This window comes from Micrococcus sp. KRD026, from assembly GCF_017168445.1.
Classification (GTDB): domain Bacteria; phylum Actinomycetota; class Actinomycetes; order Actinomycetales; family Micrococcaceae; genus Micrococcus; species Micrococcus luteus.
In genome coordinates this window covers 43,842-58,398 of the sequence record NZ_JABFBA010000030.1, presented here as the reverse complement: position 1 = coordinate 58,398, position 14,557 = coordinate 43,842, and the positions used below count along the sequence as shown (strand labels likewise).

17 protein-coding genes and 2 tRNA genes are annotated in these 14,557 nt (G+C 74.5%); 8 read left to right on the top strand and 11 right to left on the bottom strand.

Going from position 1 to position 14,557, the window contains the following annotated elements:
* Positions 1-216 precede the first annotated feature (216 nt).
* Positions 217-290 (top strand) — tRNA-Thr (locus J1M40_RS10990).
* Between the two features lie 74 nt (positions 291-364).
* Here J1M40_RS10990 and J1M40_RS10985 read toward each other — a convergent pair.
* The gene (locus J1M40_RS10985) at positions 365-814 is read right to left on the bottom strand and encodes a hypothetical protein (protein ID WP_002858061.1); all 450 of its coding nucleotides are present in this window, start codon (positions 812-814) and stop codon (positions 365-367) included.
* On the bottom strand, positions 811-1,872 hold the full coding sequence (locus tag J1M40_RS10980) for an NAD(P)H-quinone oxidoreductase (RefSeq protein ID WP_095695326.1): 1,062 nt from the start codon (positions 1,870-1,872) through the stop codon (positions 811-813). The genes J1M40_RS10985 and J1M40_RS10980 overlap by 4 nt, the downstream gene beginning before the upstream one ends.
* 136 nt (positions 1,873-2,008) lie before the next feature.
* Here J1M40_RS10980 and J1M40_RS10975 point away from each other — a divergent pair.
* Positions 2,009-2,096 (top strand) — tRNA-Ser (locus J1M40_RS10975).
* Between the two features lie 59 nt (positions 2,097-2,155).
* On the opposite strand, the gene J1M40_RS10970 is transcribed toward J1M40_RS10975, so the two are convergent.
* Both J1M40_RS10970 and J1M40_RS10965 read right to left on the bottom strand, forming a co-directional pair.
* Positions 2,156-3,499, bottom strand: coding sequence for a site-specific integrase (locus tag J1M40_RS10970; protein ID WP_206397303.1), 1,344 nt, complete (start codon positions 3,497-3,499; stop codon positions 2,156-2,158).
* Positions 3,496-4,332, bottom strand: a complete 837-nt coding sequence (locus J1M40_RS10965) for a helix-turn-helix domain-containing protein (RefSeq protein ID WP_170079780.1) — start codon at positions 4,330-4,332, stop codon at positions 3,496-3,498. The genes J1M40_RS10970 and J1M40_RS10965 overlap by 4 nt, the downstream gene beginning before the upstream one ends.
* Positions 4,333-4,448: 116 nt before the next feature.
* Between J1M40_RS10965 and J1M40_RS10960 the strand changes: the two genes are divergently transcribed.
* Positions 4,449-4,661: an AlpA family transcriptional regulator gene (locus J1M40_RS10960; protein WP_101963177.1), complete on the top strand. Its 213-nt coding sequence runs from the start codon at positions 4,449-4,451 to the stop codon at positions 4,659-4,661.
* Positions 4,662-4,798: 137 nt separating this feature from the next.
* On the opposite strand, the gene J1M40_RS10955 is transcribed toward J1M40_RS10960, so the two are convergent.
* Entirely contained in the window at positions 4,799-5,656 is an 858-nt protein-coding gene (locus J1M40_RS10955; RefSeq protein WP_241252236.1) for a 2-C-methyl-D-erythritol 4-phosphate cytidylyltransferase, read from the bottom strand.
* A gap of 132 nt (positions 5,657-5,788) precedes the next feature.
* Complete coding sequence (locus J1M40_RS10950) at positions 5,789-6,271, bottom strand: CarD family transcriptional regulator (RefSeq protein ID WP_036384689.1); 483 nt, start codon at positions 6,269-6,271, stop codon at positions 5,789-5,791.
* A gap of 201 nt (positions 6,272-6,472) precedes the next feature.
* On the opposite strand from J1M40_RS10950, the gene J1M40_RS10945 reads away from it, so the two are divergent.
* A complete protein-coding gene (locus tag J1M40_RS10945) occupies positions 6,473-7,024 on the top strand; it encodes a hypothetical protein (protein WP_036384688.1) in 552 nt (183 codons plus the stop codon).
* A gap of 91 nt (positions 7,025-7,115) precedes the next feature.
* Here the strand turns inward: J1M40_RS10945 and J1M40_RS10940 are convergent, their stop codons facing one another.
* Together J1M40_RS10940 and J1M40_RS10935 are read right to left on the bottom strand one after the other, a co-directional pair.
* Entirely contained in the window at positions 7,116-7,796 is a 681-nt protein-coding gene (locus tag J1M40_RS10940; protein ID WP_002858071.1) for a response regulator transcription factor, read from the bottom strand.
* Positions 7,793-9,022: a cell wall metabolism sensor histidine kinase WalK gene (locus tag J1M40_RS10935; protein WP_036384686.1), complete on the bottom strand. Its 1,230-nt coding sequence runs from the start codon at positions 9,020-9,022 to the stop codon at positions 7,793-7,795. The genes J1M40_RS10940 and J1M40_RS10935 overlap by 4 nt, the downstream gene beginning before the upstream one ends.
* A 163-nt stretch (positions 9,023-9,185) precedes the next feature.
* On the opposite strand from J1M40_RS10935, the gene phoU reads away from it, so the two are divergent.
* The gene (gene phoU / locus J1M40_RS10930) at positions 9,186-9,854 is read left to right on the top strand and encodes a phosphate signaling complex protein PhoU (RefSeq protein ID WP_036316039.1); all 669 of its coding nucleotides are present in this window, start codon (positions 9,186-9,188) and stop codon (positions 9,852-9,854) included.
* Positions 9,855-9,915: 61 nt separating this feature from the next.
* Here phoU and J1M40_RS10925 read toward each other — a convergent pair whose 3' ends face one another.
* Complete coding sequence (locus J1M40_RS10925; RefSeq protein ID WP_063189350.1) at positions 9,916-10,674, bottom strand: phosphoglyceromutase; 759 nt, start codon at positions 10,672-10,674, stop codon at positions 9,916-9,918.
* A 49-nt stretch (positions 10,675-10,723) separates the two neighbouring features.
* Between J1M40_RS10925 and J1M40_RS10920 the strand changes: the two genes are divergently transcribed.
* The gene (locus J1M40_RS10920) at positions 10,724-11,566 is read left to right on the top strand and encodes a hypothetical protein (protein ID WP_002858066.1); all 843 of its coding nucleotides are present in this window, start codon (positions 10,724-10,726) and stop codon (positions 11,564-11,566) included.
* A gap of 25 nt (positions 11,567-11,591) precedes the next feature.
* Here J1M40_RS10920 and J1M40_RS10915 read toward each other — a convergent pair whose 3' ends face one another.
* Positions 11,592-11,888 carry a DUF2516 family protein gene (locus tag J1M40_RS10915; protein WP_036384680.1) on the bottom strand — a complete coding sequence of 99 codons (297 nt, stop codon included), beginning with the start codon at positions 11,886-11,888 and terminating at the stop codon, positions 11,592-11,594.
* 81 nt (positions 11,889-11,969) lie between these two features.
* On the opposite strand from J1M40_RS10915, the gene tmk reads away from it, so the two are divergent.
* Together tmk and J1M40_RS10905 are read left to right on the top strand one after the other, a co-directional pair.
* Complete coding sequence (gene tmk, locus J1M40_RS10910) at positions 11,970-12,629, top strand: dTMP kinase (RefSeq protein WP_002858064.1); 660 nt, start codon at positions 11,970-11,972, stop codon at positions 12,627-12,629.
* Positions 12,626-13,816 carry a DNA polymerase III subunit delta' gene (locus J1M40_RS10905; protein WP_036384674.1) on the top strand — a complete coding sequence of 397 codons (1,191 nt, stop codon included), beginning with the start codon at positions 12,626-12,628 and terminating at the stop codon, positions 13,814-13,816. Before tmk ends, J1M40_RS10905 begins: the two co-directional genes overlap by 4 nt.
* Positions 13,817-13,845: 29 nt before the next feature.
* On the opposite strand, the gene J1M40_RS10900 is transcribed toward J1M40_RS10905, so the two are convergent.
* Positions 13,846-14,557 (bottom strand): HAD family hydrolase (locus tag J1M40_RS10900; RefSeq protein WP_241252235.1); only part of this gene is annotated, 712 nt, incomplete at its 5' end.

The window sequence follows — 14,557 nt, the reverse complement described above, 5'->3', positions numbered from 1 at the left end:
GTGCCGGGGTGCGAGGGGCGTGGGGCAGGCTCATGCGTCTCCCGTCGACGGTGTGTGCCCACCAGGGAACCGTCCTCGTCTGGCCGCGGCATGGCCTGGGGGTGAACACCCGCGGAAGGGGCGGGCCACACCCGGTGGCCCGCGCACCCGGCCGCGCGGTGGAATCGGGGCCGCGAAACCGGTATGCTCGTCAGCCGTGGCCGTTCACGGTCACGTGCCTCCTTAGCTCAGCTGGCCAGAGCAGCTCCCTCGTAAAGAGCAGGTCGCCGGTTCGAATCCGGCAGGGGGCTCCCCCGGGCCCCGCCGCGTGATCACGCGGCGGGGTCCTCTCGTCTCCGGGCCGGCCCTCCGGGGCGCGCCGCCGTCAGAGCCCGGCTCCCAGCTCCTCCGCCCGGTCCAGGTGGCCGAGGGTGCGTTCGGCGTGCCGGCCGACCGACTCCGCCGAACCCTGACCGAGCCGGTACAGGGCGAGGGCCTGGGCGGTGGCGGCCAGCTCGTGCGCGGCGCGGGAGAGCTCACGGTGGACGTCGGCGGCCTCGGCCGGGATGTGCTCGCCGTCGCCCTCGTGGTCCCGGTGCAGGCGGACGCACAGGGCGCGGACCGCGGGGAGCCGTTCCGTGAGGACGTTACCGGCGTGGACCACGCCGTTGCGCTCCTCGGGGCTCAGCACGTCCGTGCCCCGCTGGCCCTCCAGCACCTGCCAGTAGCGGTCCAGGGCCCGGCCGAGTCGGTCGTGGGCACGGCGCCACAGCCCCGTGCCGAGTTCGCGGTCGTCGGCACGCTCCTGACGGAAGCGTGCGAAGGGCCCCCTCATGCGCGGTCGCCGGACGGCTGGCGCGCGTCGGCGGGGTCGGTGACGAGCACGACCTTGCCCGTGCGGGTGGCGGAGTCGAACCAGTCGAACGCCTCGGCGGCCTCGGCGAGCGGGAAGCACGCCCCGACGCTCGCGTCGATGCGGCCCGCCGCCACCAGGGGCCACACGGCACGTTCGGCCGCGGCCACGATCCCGGCCTTGTCCACGACCGAGCGGGAGCGGAGCGTCGCCCCCGTGAGCCAGCCGCGCTTGACCACCAGCTTCATGATGTTGAAGTCCTCCGGGACGGCGCCGCCCTGGACCGCGAGCGTCACGATGCGTCCCTCGGGGGCGAGCGCGGACACGTTGGGCGCCAGGTACGGGGCGCCGACGACGTCGAGGATGACGTCCGCGCCGTGGCCGTCCGTGACCTCCTTGACCCACGGGGCGAAGGCACCGGACTCGGCGGCGCGGTGGTCGAACATGTGCTCGGCGCCCAGCCGCCGACCGAGCGCCACCTTCTCCGGGCCGCCGGCGGTGCCCAGCACCCGTGCACCGAGCGCGGCGAGGAACTGGACGGCGAAGGAGCCGATGCCGCCGGTGGCGCCGTGCACGAGCACCCGGTCCCCGGCCTGCACGCCCGCACGGCCCACGAGCGCCGAGTGCACCGTGCAGGCGACCTCCGGCAGGGCCGCCGCCTCGACGAGGCCGACGCCGTCGGGGACGGCCATGAGCTGGCCCGCCGGCACGGCGACGTACTCGGCGAAGCCCCCGCCGGCCAGGAGAGCGCACACCCGGTCACCGACGGCGAAGCGCCCCTCCCCCGGCATCCCGGCCTCGGGTCCCAGCGCCGCCACGGTGCCGGAGACCTCGAGCCCGGGGATCTCGGAGGCGCCGCGCGGCGGCGGATAGCGGCCCTCGCGCTGCGCGATGTCCGCGCGGTTGAGACCCGCGGCGGCCACGTGCACCAGCACCTCGCCCGGGCCGGGGTCCGGCACGGGCTCGTGGCCCACGCGGACGACGCCGTTGTCGCCGGCACCGGTGAATCGCACGGCGCGCATCTGTGCGGGGACGTCCATGGGGGTCTCCTCCTCTGGTCGGGGGTCGAGGGTCCATCCTCGCGCGCGGGGGCCGGACTCGCCACCGGCCGCCCGCCGGGCCACGGGCTAGAGTGGGTCCTCGACGCGGCGGCCCACACCGTCGCGGTCAGGCCCGGGATGGTTGTCCGAGCGGCCGAAGGAGCCGGTCTTGAAAACCGGTGCGCGGTGACCCCGTGCCGAGGGTTCGAATCCCTCACCATCCGCATGATTCCAAGGGAAACGGCGGGCCACACGGCCCGCCGTTTCGTCTGCCCGGCCCCGCTCAGGGCCGATCTGTGGCCATTCTGTGGCCATCGGTTCGGGACGATGCCCGCGGGATCATGGCCGCGCGCTTGTCCGCGGCCGCCTCCCCGACGCCCGGGAGGAGGTGCCCGTAGGTGTCCGCGGTGAGCTTGATCGTGGAGTGCCGCAGCACCTTCGAGACGATCGCCAGGTCCACGCCGGCGGCCAGCATCATGGACGCCGCACCGTGCCGCAGATCGTGGAACCGGACCCGGCGCAGCGCCACGGGCGCCCCGTTCGGCCCGCTCGGGACCGTCACGCCCTCTTGCAGCTCCCCGAACCGCCGCGTGACCCATGAGGGCCGCAGCGGGTCCCCGTTCTCCCGTGCGAACACGAGGCCGTGGTCCGCGTAGGCCTCGCCCCACTCCGCGCGTTCCTCGCCCTGCGCGAGCTGCTGACCGAGGAGCACGGCCACCGTCCCCGAGTCCAGATGGACGACGCCGGCCGAGTCCGCGGTCTTGGGCGTGGCGAATCCGATCCCCCGGTGCACGCGGCCGCAGCCCGGGCACGCCGGGGCGTCGTCGTCCGCGGCCACCTGCACGACCTGCTGACGCACGTGCACCCGACGCCGCACGAGGTCCACGTCCGACCAGCGCAGCCCGAGGACCTCGCCGCGGCGCAGCCCGAGATAGGCCGCGACGTGGAACAGCGGCGCCAGGCGCTCCCCGGCGTCCGTCAGCGCGTCCAGGAACGCGCCTGTCTCCGCCGGCGTCCACGGCTGCACCTGCGCCCGTTCCTCGCGCGGCATGTCCAGATCCCGGGCAGGGTTCCACGAGAGCTTCCGCTCCCGCACCGCAGCCGCCAGAGCCGTGCGCAGGGTGGCCCTCACACGATGGACCGTGGCCGCACTCCGTGGCCGCTCAGGACGCTCCCCGTGCACGTCGTCGCGAGTGCCGGCCACGACCTCGAGCAGCGCGTACACGTGCGAGGGCCGCAGGTCCCGCAGCCGCAGGTGCCCGAGCTCCGGCCGCAGGTACCGCTCGACGTGCCCCCGGTAGGCGTCCGCCGTCGTCCGCTTCAGCGCCGGCGCCCGCCGGCTGAGCCACCGGTCCAGGAACTCCCCCACCGTTTCGGCCGCGTCGTCCGTCCAGGTACCGGCGCGCAGCTCGCGCGCCACGGCCTCGAGCGCCTCCTCCGCGGCCTCCCGCGTTGGGTAGCCGCCGCGGGAGGGCCGGCGCCGCGCCCCGGTCACCGGGTCCGCGCCGGCGTCCAGCCGCCACGACCACGACCCGTGCCGCCGCTTGCACGCGAGTGCCCGCCCGTCCCGGCCCCGCGGGAGGTCCTCCGGCGGGCACGGGCAGCGCTTCCAGACGGTGCCCTTCACGATGCGCCGCCCTCGCGCGCCACGATGATGGGGAAGTCCTCGATCCCCCACCCGCCCGCGTCATCCGCGTTCAGCAGCTCGACCGCTCGCGCCCACATCGAATCGGGGTCGGCGGTCACGTCGGCGTTGAACTCCACTCCCGGGTAGACGTCCGGGAACATCTGGCCGATGGCCACTTGCGTCGCCACGGCGTTGAAGTCCTCATCGGTCACCGGTTCGGCACCTGGGAAGTCCGCGGACAGATCGTCTATCAACCACTGGACGGACTCAGGGCATTCCACTGGCCGGCCCTGGCGCAGGTCCTCTGCAAGCGCTGCAGCGCGGTCTGCAAGCCGCGTGTCCAGCATCCCGAGCACCTCCGGCCAGAGTCCGCGCCAGCCGCCGCGCCGAGCGGCCGTTTCCACGTCTCGCGTGAGGAATCCGGCGAACTCGAATGGGTCGGAGTCCACAGCGAATCGCGCGCCGCCATCCCCGCTCAGCGTCGAGAGCATGACAACGGCGTCTCGCACGGCGACAGCACGGAGGTATCCCCGCGCCCCGGACGCGGCCTCGATGCGCGCGCTTCCGATGCCGTACTCCGCCTCGTTGACCAGCTGGCCGAGGCGCCCGCCAGGGAGGAAGTCGAACGGGTCGCGGCCGAGCACCAGCGCGAGTGTGGGCAGCTCGACGGCCCGCACGGGCCGCTCCCCTCGTTCCACCTTGGACACGGTGGTCTGATGCCATGCGAGGCCGGCGTCTTGCAGCTGCGCCGCGAGGGCGCCCTGATTCCACCCGCGCTTCTCGCGCGCCTCAGTGATCTTGCTCCCGATGTACACGTTGCCGTCCTCAAGCATGACGCACACGCTAACACGGAACGGGTTAGACGGAACAGCGAATGGACTTGCGCGGACGCGGGCGGATGCTCTAGCGTCTGGGTTACGTCCTAACCCAGTACGACCTAGGAGCTGGCATGACCGCCACGAAGACCGCCCCCGAACCGGCCACCCTCTCGATCCCCGCCGCGGCCGAGCGGCTCGGCATCGGCCGATCCCTCGCCTACGCCCTCGTGCAGCGCGACGAGTTCCCCGTCCGCGTGCTCCGCCTCGGGACGCGCCGCCTCGTGTCCCGCGTGGAGCTGGAGCGTTACCTCGCCGGGGAGGTGGAGCCCCGTGACGCCGCCTGACGACGAGACCCCGACCCCTCGCCCGCGCCGCGCTCGCGGATCGCGCGGCGGCCGCGGACGACGCAGGCCCCGCCCCACCACCCCAGAGACGACAACGGGCGCCCCCGCGCAGCTTGCCGGCATCGGCGGGGACGCCCTCAGCCCGAACACCTTGGAAGGAACTCGAACCATGAACCAGCATCCCACCACCCCAGGACGCGATAGGACCGGTCCATGGGAGTCTCCTCCTGGGGGATGCGGCGGGCGAGTTCGAGGCGGGCGAGGTCGAGGTCGGCGGGGGCGGTGACCTTGAACGCGGCCGGGTCGCCGGGCACCACCACCACCTCATGCCCCGCAGCCTCCATGACCATCGCGTCGTCGGTGAGCGCCGCGGCGTCGAGCGTGGGGTCCGTGCGCACGGCCTCGTGGGCCGCCAGCAGGGTGTCCAGATCGAAGCCCTGCGGCGTCTGGATCGCGCGCAGTCCGGCGCGGGCCGGTGTGGCCGCGACGACGTCGACGCCGCCCCGTCCGGGGGTGACCTGCTTGACGGTGTCCGTCAGCGACAGGCCCGGGACCGCGGCGACCACGCCGGTCTCGAGCGCCGCCGTGACGGCCCCGAACACGCTCGGCGGGGTCAGCGCGCGGGCGGCGTCGTGGACGAGGACGCGGCGGGGCGCCCCCGCCGGGGCGAGGTCGGCCAGAGCGCGGGAGGCCGCGGTGAGTCCGGCGCGGACCGAGTCCGCGCGCTCGGCGCCGCCGGGCACGCAGTGCACGGGCACGTCCAGGCGCGGGCCGGCGTCGACCTCGGCGGCCACGCGGCCGGCATCGGCCTCCACCGGCGGGGTGAGCACCACGACGGCGTCCAGGGCGAGCCCGGCGGCGCGCGCGGCGGCGACGGACTCCAGGCAGTGGTGCAGGAGGGTGCGGCCGTCCGCGAGGGGGGCGAGGGCCTTGGGCAGCCCGGCGCCGAGGCGGGTGCCGGCGCCGGCGGCGGCGATCACGAGGGCGGTGGGCATGGCCTCATCCTAGGGAGCGCGCCGGGGTCCGTGGCCCGGGACCCCCATGGCGGCGACGGCCGTGGCCGGGGACGAGACAGGGGAGGGGCCCGCGTCGTGGACGCGGGCCCCTCCCCTGTCGTGTGCTGCTCGTCAGCCCTCGAGCACCTTGTCCAGGCGGCCCTCGGCCTCCTCCTCGGTGACCTTCTTGGCCAGCGCCAGCTCGGACACGAGCACCTGGCGGGCCTTCGCGAGCATGCGCTTCTCGCCGGCGGACAGGCCGCGGTCCTGGTCGCGGCGCCACAGGTCACGGACGACCTCGGCCACCTTGTTGACGTCGCCGCTGGCGAGCTTCTCCAGGTTCGCCTTGTAGCGGCGGGACCAGTTGGTGGGCTCCTCCACGTGCTCGGCGCGCAGGACCTCCATGACGTGCTCGAGCCCCTCCGCATCCACGACGTCACGCACGCCGACGAGGTCGACGTTCTCCGCAGGGACCTCGATGGTCAGGTCTCCCTGCGCCACCTTGAGCTTGAGGTACATCTTCTCCTCCCCCTTGATGGTGCGCATCTTGATCTCCTCGATCCGCGCAGCACCGTGATGGGGGTAGACGACGGTCTCTCCGACCTCAAAAACCATGTTGTTGTGCCCCTTTCAGTCGTCTCATTCTATCATGCGGCCTCGTCATGCCGCGCGCGCCGTCACATCGTCGGCCTCCGGATGTGATAGTGGACGACCCGGCGCCACGGGCCGGCCGGCGTCCCGGGATGCGGTAGCCTGACCTGGCAGGACCCCTGCCTCGGGGCTCCTGAGCACGTCATCGCACCTGAGGAGACCTCTGTGAAGAACGCATCCCGGCCCGCCCGGCGCCACCTCGCCGCAGGTGCGCTGGCCGCGGTCGCCCTGCTGGGCGCCACCGGCTGCTCCGCCGTGAGCCCGATCGCCACCGCCATCCAGTACTCCCCCTCGGACGGCATCAACGGCCAGGAGCAGGACTTCCTGAGCTACCGCAACCTCGCCCTCGTCGGCGACGGCGAGTCGGGCCCCGCCCGCCTGATCGGCACCGTGGAGAACACCTCCGGCCAGGATCAGACCTACACCTTCCAGGCCGAGGGCGGCGGCTCCGCGACCCTGAAGGTCCCCGCCGGCGAGAGCCGCAAGCTCGAAGACGAGGCGAACACGACCGTCCTGGAGCGCGAGGGCGTGTGGGTCGGCGAGAACCTGCCCGTGACCGTCTCCGGCAACGGCGGCACCGCCGACCTGGCCGTCCCGCTGCTGAGCGCCACCCAGGAGCAGTACCGTGACCTGCTCCCCGAGGGAGTCGAGCCCTCGGAGGAGGATCTCGTCGGGCACCTCCACGAGGAGACCCACCACTACGGCGAGGAGCACTGACCTCCGCCGGGCCTGCGCCCGGCACGCCACGGCCCCGGCCCCACCGCGAGGTGGAGCCGGGGCCGTCGTCGTCCCGGGTGCAGCGCGCCGGTCAGGCCTCGAACTTGTAGCCCAGGCCGCGCACCGTGACGAGGTAGCGGGGGCTCGAGGGATCGGGCTCGATCTTGGAGCGCAGGCGCTTCACGTGCACGTCGAGGGTCTTGGTGTCCCCCACGTAGTCGGAGCCCCACACGCGGTCGATCAGCTGGCCGCGGGTGAGCACGCGCCCGGCGTTGCGCAGCAGCATCTCCAGCAGCTCGAACTCCTTGAGCGGCAGGGACACCTGCTCGCCGTCCACGGAGACGACGTGCCGCTCGACGTCCATGCGCACGGGGCCGGCGCTGATGGTCGCCGACATCGGCTCCTCCTGCTCCCCCTGACGGCGCAGCACGGCGCGGACGCGGGCCACCAGCTCACGCGAGGAGTACGGCTTGGTCACGTAGTCGTCCGCCCCGAGCTCGAGGCCGACGACCTTGTCGATCTCCGAGTCCTTCGCGGTCAGCATGATCACGGGGACGTTGGAGCGCTGGCGCACCTGACGACACACCTCGGTGCCGGACATCCCCGGGAGCATCAGGTCCAGGAGGATCAGGTCCGCGCTGTCGCGCTCGAAGACGCTCAGCGCCTCGTTGCCGTCGGCGGCGACGGTGACCTCGAACCCCTCCTTCTCCAGGAGGTAGGACAGGGGGTCGCTGAACGACTCCTCGTCCTCCACGATCAGAATGCGGCTCATGCGCTCGTCTCCTTCCGGGTCGGGGGTGCGGCCGAGGCGGTCACCCGGTGACCGCGCCGCTCGGTGACGTGGGCGGCACCCGGCGCGCCGTCGACGGCGACACCGTCCCCCCACTCGGGCAGGCGGATGGTGAAGGTCGACCCGCGGCCCGGCTGGGACCAGAGGGTGACCTCCCCTCCGTGGTTGATGACGACGTGCTTGACGATGCTCAGCCCCAGGCCCGTGCCGCCCGTCTGACGCGACCGCGCCGCGTCCACGCGGTAGAAGCGTTCGAAGACCCGCTCCTGCTCCTCCGGGCTGATGCCGATGCCCTGGTCCGTGACGGTGACCTGCGCGAGCCCGTCCACGGAGCTCAGGCCGATGCCGACCGTGGTGCCCTCCGGGGAGTAGCGCACCGCGTTGTCCACCAGGTTGCGCACCGCGGTCATCAGCTGGTCCTGGTCCCCGTGCACCACCGCGTCCACGCGGCCGCCCACGCGCAGCGCGATGCCGCGGTCCTCGGCGGTCAGGCGCAGGCGGTCCACGGCGTCGGCGACGACGGCGTTGAGGTCCACGGGCCCCCCGTCCTGGACCACGTCCTTGGCCTGCAGCCGGGAGAACTCGATGATGTCCTGCACGAGGGCCGAGAGCCGGCGGGACTCGACGCCCAGGCGTGCGGCGAAGCGACGCACCGCCTCCTCGTCCTCCGCGGCGTCGCCGATGGCCTCGGAGAGCAGGGAGATGGCGCCCACCGGCGTCTTGAGCTCGTGCGAGACGTTGACGACGAAGTCGTGGCGCATGGCCTCGGTGCGGGTCACGTCCGTGCGGTCGTCGGCCAGGATCAGGATGTACTCCTCGTCCAGCGGGGCCACGCGCAGCTCGACGACGAGGCTCGACTGCCCGAGGGGTCCTCGGGGCAGCTCCATGCGGCGCTCGACGATGACGCCGTCGGCCCGCACGGTCCGCGTGAGCTCGCGCAGCTGGTCCTGGACGAGCGAGTGCCCCCGCACGAGGCCCAGGGCGTAGGCCGCGGGGTTCGCGCGCACCACGCCGTCGACGTCGTCCACCACCGCGTACGCGCGGCCGACCACGGAGAGGACCTCGGCGGCGCCCGGGGCGAGGGTGGGCTCGCCGACCGTCAGGTCCACCGTCCGCGAGCGCTCGGACGCCCGGAAGGCCAGCATGGAGGCCACTCCGGTGAACAGTCCGACCGCTCCGCACAGCAGGCCGATGATGACGGGATCCACGGCACCAGACTAGCCTCTGGCGGCCCGGAGACGGGCTGCCCCGGCCCCGCCAGACGCCGGACGATCGGCGTTCATGGGCCGTTCATCTTGCCCTGCCAGGGTGGACCGTTGCCCCGGGGAGTCGGGGTCGGCGGCGCACGGGCGTCGCCGGGGAGAGGAGACCATGCGCGAGCTCTACCGAGCCGACCTCGAACGGCTGGGCCGCGACCTGACCGAGATCGCCCGCCTCGTGCACCGCGCCATGATGGACGCGCAGGCCGCCCTCGAGGCGGCCGACGTGCACGGCGCCGAACGGGTCATCTCGGAGGACGCGCGGATCGACCAGCTGCAGGAGTCCCTCGACGAGCAGGCCGTGCGCATCCTGGCGCTGCAGGCGCCCGTGGCCACGGACCTGCGCACCGTCGTCGCCACGCTGCGGATGAGCTCCTCGCTCGAGCGCATGGGCGACCTCGCCCGCCACGTGGCCCAGCTGACCCGGCTGCGCTACCCCGAGCACGTCATCCCGGAACAGGTCCGGACCGTGATCACCGCGATGTGCGACGCCGCCGTGGAGGTGGCCGAGGAGGTCGTCCTGCTGCTCGAGACCCAGGACCTGGCGCACGGGGACCGGATCGACGCCCTCAACGAGGACGTCAACGCGCTGCACCTGTCCGTCTTCCGCGCGATCGCCGCCCCGGACTGGAGCGCGACGCCGGCCACCACCACGGACGTCACGCTGGCCTCGCGCTACCTCGAGCGGTTCACGGACCACGGCCTGTCCGTGGCCGCCAAGGTGCGCTACCTCGTCACGGGCGAGTGGGCGACCCACCGCCCGGACGCCACCGGCTCCTGACCGTCCCCGACGCCACGGGCCGGGCCCCCGGCGGGGTCCCGGCCCGTCGTCGTCGGACGCGTCAGTGCGCGGAGCCCTGGGCGGCCACGGCGGCGGCGCCGGCGGCGGCGGCCTCCGGGTCGAGGTAGCGGCCGTTCGCGGTGATCGGCTTGAAGTTCTGGTCCAGCTCGTAGACCAGCGGGATGCCCGTCGGGATGTTCAGGCCCGCGATGTCCTCGTCCGAGATGCCGTCCAGGTGCTTGACCAGGGCGCGCAGCGAGTTGCCGTGCGCGGCGATCAGCACGGTCTTGCCGGCCTTGAGGTCGGGCAGGATCTGCTCCTCCCAGTAGGGCAGCAGGCGGTCGATGACCTGCTTGAGGGCCTCGGTGCGGGGGGCGTCCTTGCCCAGGTCCGCGTAGCGCTCGTCGCCGATCTGGGAGAACTCGGAGTCGTCGTCCAGGGCGGGCGGCGGGGTGTCGAAGGACCGGCGCCAGACCATGAACTGCTCCTCGCCGAACTCCTCCTTCACCTGGGCCTTGTCCTTGCCCTGCAGGGCGCCGTAGTGGCGCTCGTTCAGGCGCCAGCTGCGCTTGACCGGGATCCACTGGCGGTCCGCGGCCTCGAGGGCCAGGTTGGCCGTGGTGATGGCGCGCTTGAGCAGGGACGTGTGGACCACGTCCGGGCGGATGCCCTCCGCCTCCAGCAGCTCACCGCCGCGGGCGGCCTCGGCGCGCCCCTTCTCGGTCAGCGGGACGTCCACCCAGCCGGTGAACAGGTTCTTCTCGTTCCATTCGCTCTGACCGTGCCGCAGCAGGACCAGCGTGTACGTGGTGTTCGCCATGTCACCATCCTAGGCGGACCCGTCCCGCCGCTCCCCTACGCTGGAGCCCATGGTGGAGAAGGCCCGGCGGCTGCGCGCGCGCACGACGCCCGGCCCCGGCCCCGCCCGGGGCCCGCAGGGCCACATCACCCGCGGCACGACGGCGGCGCAGCGGATGCGCCGGGTGGACCGCTGGCTCACGGACGTGCACGGCCCCCTGCTGCGGCGCACGCCCCGCCCACTGGCCGTGGACCTGGGCTTCGGCGCGGAGCCGGTGACCGCCGTCGAGATGGCCCAGCGGCTGCGCGTGCAGAACCCGGCCCTCGAGCTGGTGGGCCTCGAGATCGACCCCGCTCGGGTGGCCCGGGCCCGGGAGCGGGCCGGCGGCCTGCCGGGGGTCACCTGGGCGGTCGGCGGCTTCGAGCTGCCCGTGCCGCGGCCGCCCACCGTGGTGCGCGCGTTCAACGTGCTGCGCCAGTACCGGGAGGAGGACGTGCCCGCGATCTGGTCCCTGCTGTGCGCGGGGCTCGCCGACGACGGCGTCCTCGTGGAGGGCACCTGCTCCGAGGACGGCCGGCGGGCGGCCTGGGTGGACCTGCGTCGGGACGGGCCCGCGAGCCTGACCGTGGCCCTCCGGCTGGGGTCCTTCGCCCGCCCCTCGGACGTGGCGGCGCGCCTGCCGAAGGTCCTCATCCACCGGCACGTACCCGGCGAGCCCGTCCATCGGCTCCTGGCGGAGGCCGACGCCGCGTGGGCCGCGCACGCCCCGCTCGCGGCCTACGGGACGCGGCAGCGGTGGCTGGCGACGGTCGGCACGCTCCGCGCGGCGGGCTGGCCCGTGCTGGGCGGCCCGCACCAGTGGCGGCGCGGGGAGCTGAGCGTGCGCTGGGCGGCGGTGGCGCCGTCGTCATGAGGGCGGCGCCGACGGCGCGGGACCCTCAGCGGCGCAGGGCCGGGCCCATGTCCTGGCGGGGGCCGGCGAGGTAGACGCACGCCACGCACGCGGCCACGAGGCCGAACATGCCCATCCCGCCGCCGGCGAGCACGCCGAGGAGCCCGACGACGGCGGCGACGCCGGTGAGGATCAGCCAGAAGCTCCTGTCCCGGCCCCCGATGCGGGCGAAGTCGTCGGGGCGGCGCCGGACGACGTCCACCAGCGCCCAGACCTCGAGCCCGAGCGCGGCGATCGCCAGGACGCGGAACAGCCAGTGGTCGACGAGCAGGGCGAAGTGCATGGGGGCGCTCATGCCGGTCAGTCTAGGCGGTCGGCCCGGCCGGGTTCCCTCCCCGTCCGGGGCGGCGTCTAGGCTCGAGGCGTGAGCACCCAGACCGAGCATCGCGGCCTGTTCGTCGCCGTCGAGGGACCGGACGGATCCGGCAAGTCCACCCAGGCCCGCGCCCTGACCGAGGCCCTGCGCGCCGCGGGCCACGAGGTGGTGCTCACGCGCGAGCCCGGCGGCTCGGACCTGGGCGAGACGCTGCGAGAGCTGCTGCTGGACCCCGGGCACGCCCCCGTGGACCCCCGCACCGAGGCGCTGCTGTTCGCCGCGGCCCGGTCCGCCCACGCCGTCCGCACGCTGCGCCCCGCGCTGGCCCGGGGCGCCGTCGTCGTCACGGACCGGTATGTGGACTCGTCCGTGGCCTACCAGGGCGCGGCGCGCGGGCTGGGCGAGGCGCGGATCGCCGCCCTGAACGAGTGGGCCACGGACGGCCTCGTCCCCGATCTGACGGTGCTGATCGACGTGGACGCGGCCACCGCCGCGGACCGGCGTGACCGGCGCGCGGCGGGGGGCGAGGGCACCCCCGACCGCATGGAGCGGGAGACGGCGGACCGGCACGAGGCCCTGCGCGCCGCCTTCCTCGCGCGCGCGGCGGCCGCGCCCGAGCGGTACCTCGTGCTCGACGGCGCGCTGCCGCCGCAGGAGCTCACCGCCCGCGCGCTGGCCCGCGTCACCGCCCAGGCGGCCGACCGATGACGGCCCCCGCCCCCGCCGTGTTCGCGGACCTCGCGGGCCAGGAGGCCGCGGTGGCCCAGCTGCGCCGCGCCGCGGCCGAGGACCGTCCCACCCACGCCTGGATGTTCACGGGCCCGCCCGGCTCCGGCCGGTCGACGGCGGCGCGTGCGTTCGCCGCGGCCCTGCAGTGCGAGGTCGCGGACCCGGCGGCGCGCGGCTGCGGCGAGTGCCACGCGTGCCGCACCGTCCTCGGCGGCACCCACCCGGACGTGACCGTGCTGGCCACCGAGGCGGTGAGCTATCGGATCGAGGACGTCCGCGCCCTCGTGGAGGCCGGCCAGTCCACCCCCGCCACCGGGCGCTGGCGGATCTTCCTCATGGAGGACGCGGACCGCATGACGGAGCGCGCCACGAACGTGCTCCTCAAGGCCATCGAGGAGCCGCCGGCCCGCACGATCTGGATGCTGTGCACCCCGTCCCCCGCGGACGTGCTCCCCACCGTCCGCTCCCGCTGCCGGCTGATCACGCTGAGCATCCCCGCCGTGGAGCAGGTGGCGGAGCTGCTGCACCGCCGCGACGGGCTGGACCGCGAGACGGCGCTCACCACCGCCCGGATCTCCCAGTCGCACGTGGGCATGGCCCGCCGCCTCGCGCGGGACCCGGAGGCCCTCGAACGCCGCGAGCGCATCCTCTCCCTGCCGCTCCAGGCCACCGCCGTCTCCGACGCGATGGCCCTGGCCGCCACGTTGGCCGAGGTGTCCAAGGCCGAGGCCGAGTCCGCCGCCGAAGCCCGGGACGCCGAGGAGCTCGAGGCACTGCGCCGCTCCCTGGGCCTCGAGCCCGGCGAGCCCGTCCCGCCCAAGCTCCGCCACCACGTCAAACGGCTCGAGGAGGACCAGACCCGCCGGCGGCGCCGCGCCGTCCGGGACTCGCTGGACCGGGCCATGATCGACGTCATGGGCCTGTTCCGGGACGTGCTGCGCGTGCAGCTGGGGGCCGACGGCGAGCTCATCAACGAGCACCGTCGGGACGAGATCGAGGCGTACGCCCGCGGCACCGCCGGCGACTCGGCCGAGGTGCTCGCCCGGATCGACGCCGTCACCACGGCCCGGGAGCGCATCGCCGCCAACGTGCCGGAGCAGCTGGCCCTCGAAGCCATGATGCTGGCGCTGCTGCCCCGCCGGGTGCGCACCCCGCGACGTCGCTGAGCGGCCGCGCGGGGCGGGCCGGCGCCGGCTCAGCGGGTGCGGACCACCAGGTCCGGCACGTCGGCCAGGCCCGGCACCACCCGGTCCGCGCCCGCCGCCAGCAGGACGTCGTCCGCGTCGCGACCCGTGCGCACGCCGACCACGAGTCCGGCCCCCGCGCGGCGCCCGGCCGTCATGTCCTCCGCGGTGTCCCCGACCACGAGGACGCTGCGGACGTCGTCGTGGTCGAGACCGAGCAGGGCGGTGAGGATCATGTCCGGGTAGGGGACGCCGCGGCCGGCGTCGTCCGGGGAGAGGCTGAGATCCGCCAGGCCCATCCACCCCAGCGACTCGAGGATCATGTTCTGGGTGTGGCGGGCGTAGCCGGTGCAGAGGCACACGTGCAGGCCGAGGGCGCGCAGGCGGACGAGCGCCTCCTCCGCACCCGGGACGGCCTGGACGCCGTGCTCGGCCAGCAGCGCGTCGAAGGTCGCCTCGAACGTGCGGGTCGCCGCCGCGGCCACCGCCCGGTCGGCGAACACGCGGGGGAACACGGCCGTGCGCGAGGTGGGCCGGAGCGCACGGAACCGCCGCGCGGCGTCGTCGTGCTCCGGGGTGCCCGCCGGGACGCCGTGCTGGTCCAACGTGCGGGCGAACACCGTGTCCTGGAGCCCGTGCTCCACGATGGACGTGCCGGACATGTCCACCACGGCCAGGCGGAGGGGCGCGGCTGACGAGGCCGCGGCGGGGGGTGCCGGGGTG

Coding starts and splice junctions, on each gene's coding strand:
- J1M40_RS10980 (WP_095695326.1), bottom strand. CDS start 1,872: ATGGACGTCCCCGCACAGATGCGCGCCGTGCGATTCACCGGTGCCGGC.
- phoU (WP_036316039.1), top strand. CDS start 9,186: ATGCGCGAGCTCTACCGAGCCGACCTCGAACGGCTGGGCCGCGACCTG.
- J1M40_RS10965 (WP_170079780.1), bottom strand. CDS start 4,332: ATGCTTGAGGACGGCAACGTGTACATCGGGAGCAAGATCACTGAGGCG.
- J1M40_RS10915 (WP_036384680.1), bottom strand. CDS start 11,888: ATGCACTTCGCCCTGCTCGTCGACCACTGGCTGTTCCGCGTCCTGGCG.
- J1M40_RS10960 (WP_101963177.1), top strand. CDS start 4,449: ATGACCGCCACGAAGACCGCCCCCGAACCGGCCACCCTCTCGATCCCC.
- J1M40_RS10940 (WP_002858071.1), bottom strand. CDS start 7,796: ATGAGCCGCATTCTGATCGTGGAGGACGAGGAGTCGTTCAGCGACCCC.
- J1M40_RS10950 (WP_036384689.1), bottom strand. CDS start 6,271: ATGGTTTTTGAGGTCGGAGAGACCGTCGTCTACCCCCATCACGGTGCT.
- J1M40_RS10920 (WP_002858066.1), top strand. CDS start 10,724: ATGGTGGAGAAGGCCCGGCGGCTGCGCGCGCGCACGACGCCCGGCCCC.
- J1M40_RS10905 (WP_036384674.1), top strand. CDS start 12,626: ATGACGGCCCCCGCCCCCGCCGTGTTCGCGGACCTCGCGGGCCAGGAG.
- J1M40_RS10985 (WP_002858061.1), bottom strand. CDS start 814: ATGAGGGGGCCCTTCGCACGCTTCCGTCAGGAGCGTGCCGACGACCGC.
- J1M40_RS10955 (WP_241252236.1), bottom strand. CDS start 5,656: ATGCCCACCGCCCTCGTGATCGCCGCCGCCGGCGCCGGCACCCGCCTC.
- J1M40_RS10925 (WP_063189350.1), bottom strand. CDS start 10,674: ATGGCGAACACCACGTACACGCTGGTCCTGCTGCGGCACGGTCAGAGC.